The sequence below is a fragment of the Salegentibacter sp. genome (assembly GCF_041642575.1).
In the GTDB taxonomy this organism is placed as follows: domain Bacteria; phylum Bacteroidota; class Bacteroidia; order Flavobacteriales; family Flavobacteriaceae; genus Salegentibacter.
Map to the genome: position 1 here is coordinate 1 of NZ_JBEPWD010000146.1, position 3,052 is coordinate 3,052.

Below are 3,052 nucleotides of genomic sequence, written 5' to 3' on the forward strand. Positions count from 1 at the left end.
TAAAGGATTATCTTTCAGCAATAGATGAAATCAGCAAGGAAGATTTTGTAGATAAAGACAGGCTGGGAGCTGTAGGGGCAAGCTATGGTGGGTATTCGGTTTATTATCTCGCTGGTCATCACGAGGATCGCTTTAAAACTTTTATTGCTCATGACGGCATCTTCAATACTCGCAGTATGTATGGAACCACTGAAGAATTGTTCTTTGTAAATAAAGATCTGGGCGGCCCTTACTGGCAGGATCCAACACCTAAAGCATATACCGAATTTAATCCTATCAATTTTGTGAATAAATGGGATACGCCCATTTTGATCATCCAGGGAGGAAAGGATTTCAGAGTACCGATTGGGCAGGGCCTTGAAGCTTTCCAGGCCGCACAACTAAAAGGTTTAAAAAGTAAGTTGCTGTATTTTCCCATGGAGAACCATTGGATCCTCAGCGCCCAGAACGGGATAATCTGGCAGATGGAATTCTTTAAATGGCTCGAGGAAACCTTGTAATCTTTAAAGCTGATTTTTCTATAAGATCCGGTGTGGTGATGCGCTTATTTTTGTCATTATCACACCGGATCTTACAATTATGAGCGTAAATTAAAGCAGTTATTCCAAGACTAGCCCCACCCCTATTTTGTCCAATAAATAGGGATTATGGTCAATTACCAGAATATCATTGTCCTTACTGAGTTTTTCGAGTATCGCAAATAAAAGATCGATATCTGCATAATGCAGACCGGTGCTGGGTTCATCTAAAATATAAAGTGTATTTGTCGCTCGGTCCTGGAGCCAGTTCAGTAACAATAATCGCTGTTTTTCTCCCGAAGAAAGGGATTGAACAGGCTGATCCAGGTGAAGATGCTTCAACCCGATCTCCTCCAGTTGCTCTAATAGATGTAGAATTTTGTCAGGGAGCTTTGTCTCCTTCAACCATTCTTTTAATTCGTTAAGATTAAAGGCGAGTACCTCAGCGATATTTTTTGAAGCAACTTTATGTTCCAGAATATTCGGCTGATAGCGTTGTCCCTTACAGACTTCACATTCTTCAATCGCATTGGCGGCGATATCCAGGCTGGTTTCCAGATAGCCTTTGCCCTTGCAGTTCGGGCACTGACTGGCTTTTGTTTTATAAGAAAAGTCACGAGGTTTCAGGCCTGTTTCGCTTGCAAAGATCTTGCTTATAACTTTCAGCAGATCCAAATAGGTGACTAACAAAGTCTTCGAATGTGATCTTAGCTTATTAGACTCAAAATAATGCGCTCCCGCATACTTTACTGGGAATTTGATACTTTCACAATTGACCGGCTTGTCCGTTTCAATGCTCGGAATCAAAATATCTTTTACCAAAGTGGTCTTCCCAATTCCAGATTTACCGCTGATGGCCGTGATACCACCAACAGGCACTTCCAGGGCTTCTTTCATTAAAGTATACCTGGAGAGATTCCGGATGAAAATAGTCTCCTTCCCTCCTTTTAAGCCGATTGCTTTAGAAGGTTCTTTTAAAAATGGGTGACAATCAGATTGCTTCAAATAATCCTGGGGACTACCCTGATAAGTAATAAAGCCTCCCAATTTTCCTGCTTTAGGGCCAAGTTCAACCAACCGATCAGCCTGCAGGATGATCTCTTTATTGTGTTCAATCACAATCACGCTGTTGCCTTTTTCAATAAGATCTTTCAGGATGCTGATCAGGTCCGGAATATTGTCGTTAGATAGTCCTGCGGAAGGTTCATCCAGAAGATAGGTAATATCCTTCAAAGGACTATTCAATTGTTTTATAAGGGCTACCCGTTGGTTTTCTCCGCCGGAAAGCGTGGTAGATTTACGGTTGAGCTGCAAATGATCAATATGCAATTGCTTTGCTCGCTTTATGGTATTGATCAAATGAGGCTGAATGTTAGCGACGAGTTTTTGATCCATTTTCTCCTGCTTGGAATCAGCCGAAAGCCAGATTTCTAAAGCTTTAAAGTCCATTGACCGTATTTGGTGAATCGATTTACCTCCAATTTGAAAGGCCAAGCGTTCCGGTTTTAATCCACTTCCTGCACAATGCTTGCATTCCTCAAGGGAGAAAAGTGCTTTCAGCTTTTCAATATTCTTGTTCTTTCTGGTCTTATAATATTCTTCCTTTAAGTAATGAAAAAGCCCTTCCCATTTCATACTTACCTCCTGAATTCCTTCCCGGGTTTTGGTTTTGAATTGCCAGTTGGCTTTCCATACGGTGTCTCCGGCACCATTAAAAAGAATATCTTTATGCTTATTGCTCAGTTCCTTAAAAGGCGTTTCCAGGCTAAATCCGTATTTGGCACCCACCTCCTTCACAACCGCCATATACTGGCTGCTCGCGTGACCATAATAAGCCAGGGATTTATTGTGTTCAAAAAGTCCGTTAGCAATACTCATGTTTTGATCCAGAACTATTTTATCTAAATCGGGGAGCAATTCCTGCCCCATACCATCGCAAACGGCACATTTTCCCAATTCGTGATTATTCGAAAAATGACTGGCAGATAACTCCTTTCCTTCGTACTGGGCTTTTCGGGAAAAGGCAAAGCGTAAAATCTTATCTATTCCCGTTTGTTTGGCAATATCGGAGCGATCTGTAAAACTCTTTTCTTTACGGGTAACGCAAATAGTTGGGCTAAGCCCTTCAATATGGTCTACATCAAACTGAAAATTCACACCAACCCTGGATTGCTGATAACTCGAAAACTGTTTGGTCATTTCCTGCAATCCATAACCGTGCAGGGTGTCAATTACTAAAGAAGACTTGCCAGAGCCTGAAATTCCGGTAATTACAGATAATTGATTCTTCGGAAGATCTATATCCAGGTCTTTAAGATAATGCGTTCGGGCTCCCTTTACAGAAATCGTATCCCTGCGCTGATCTGGTGCTTCCTCCAGATCCAGCGCCTGAGCTTTTATGGCATTATTCACCAGGGTATCGCAGGAGGATTGAAAAAGTGGGTGGTTTTCAAAGCAAATAATGCCTGCCGTTTGTTCCTTGAGAAAGTGCAAAGCTTTTAGCAACTGCCTCACATTTTGCTGATGCAATCCAA

Annotated in this window: 2 protein-coding genes; one reads left to right on the forward strand and one right to left on the reverse strand. The window is 41.7% G+C overall.

The features are described 5' to 3' along the window. Positions 1 to 500: alpha/beta hydrolase family protein (locus ACESK1_RS12540; RefSeq protein ID WP_372920525.1), on the forward strand; the 500-nt coding region annotated here is incomplete at its 5' end. 99 nt (positions 501 to 599) lie between these two features. Here the strand turns inward: ACESK1_RS12540 and ACESK1_RS12545 are convergent. Next, positions 600 to 3,052, reverse strand: a 2,453-nt coding sequence (locus tag ACESK1_RS12545) for an AAA family ATPase (protein WP_372920526.1), incomplete at its 5' end; no start/stop codon positions are given.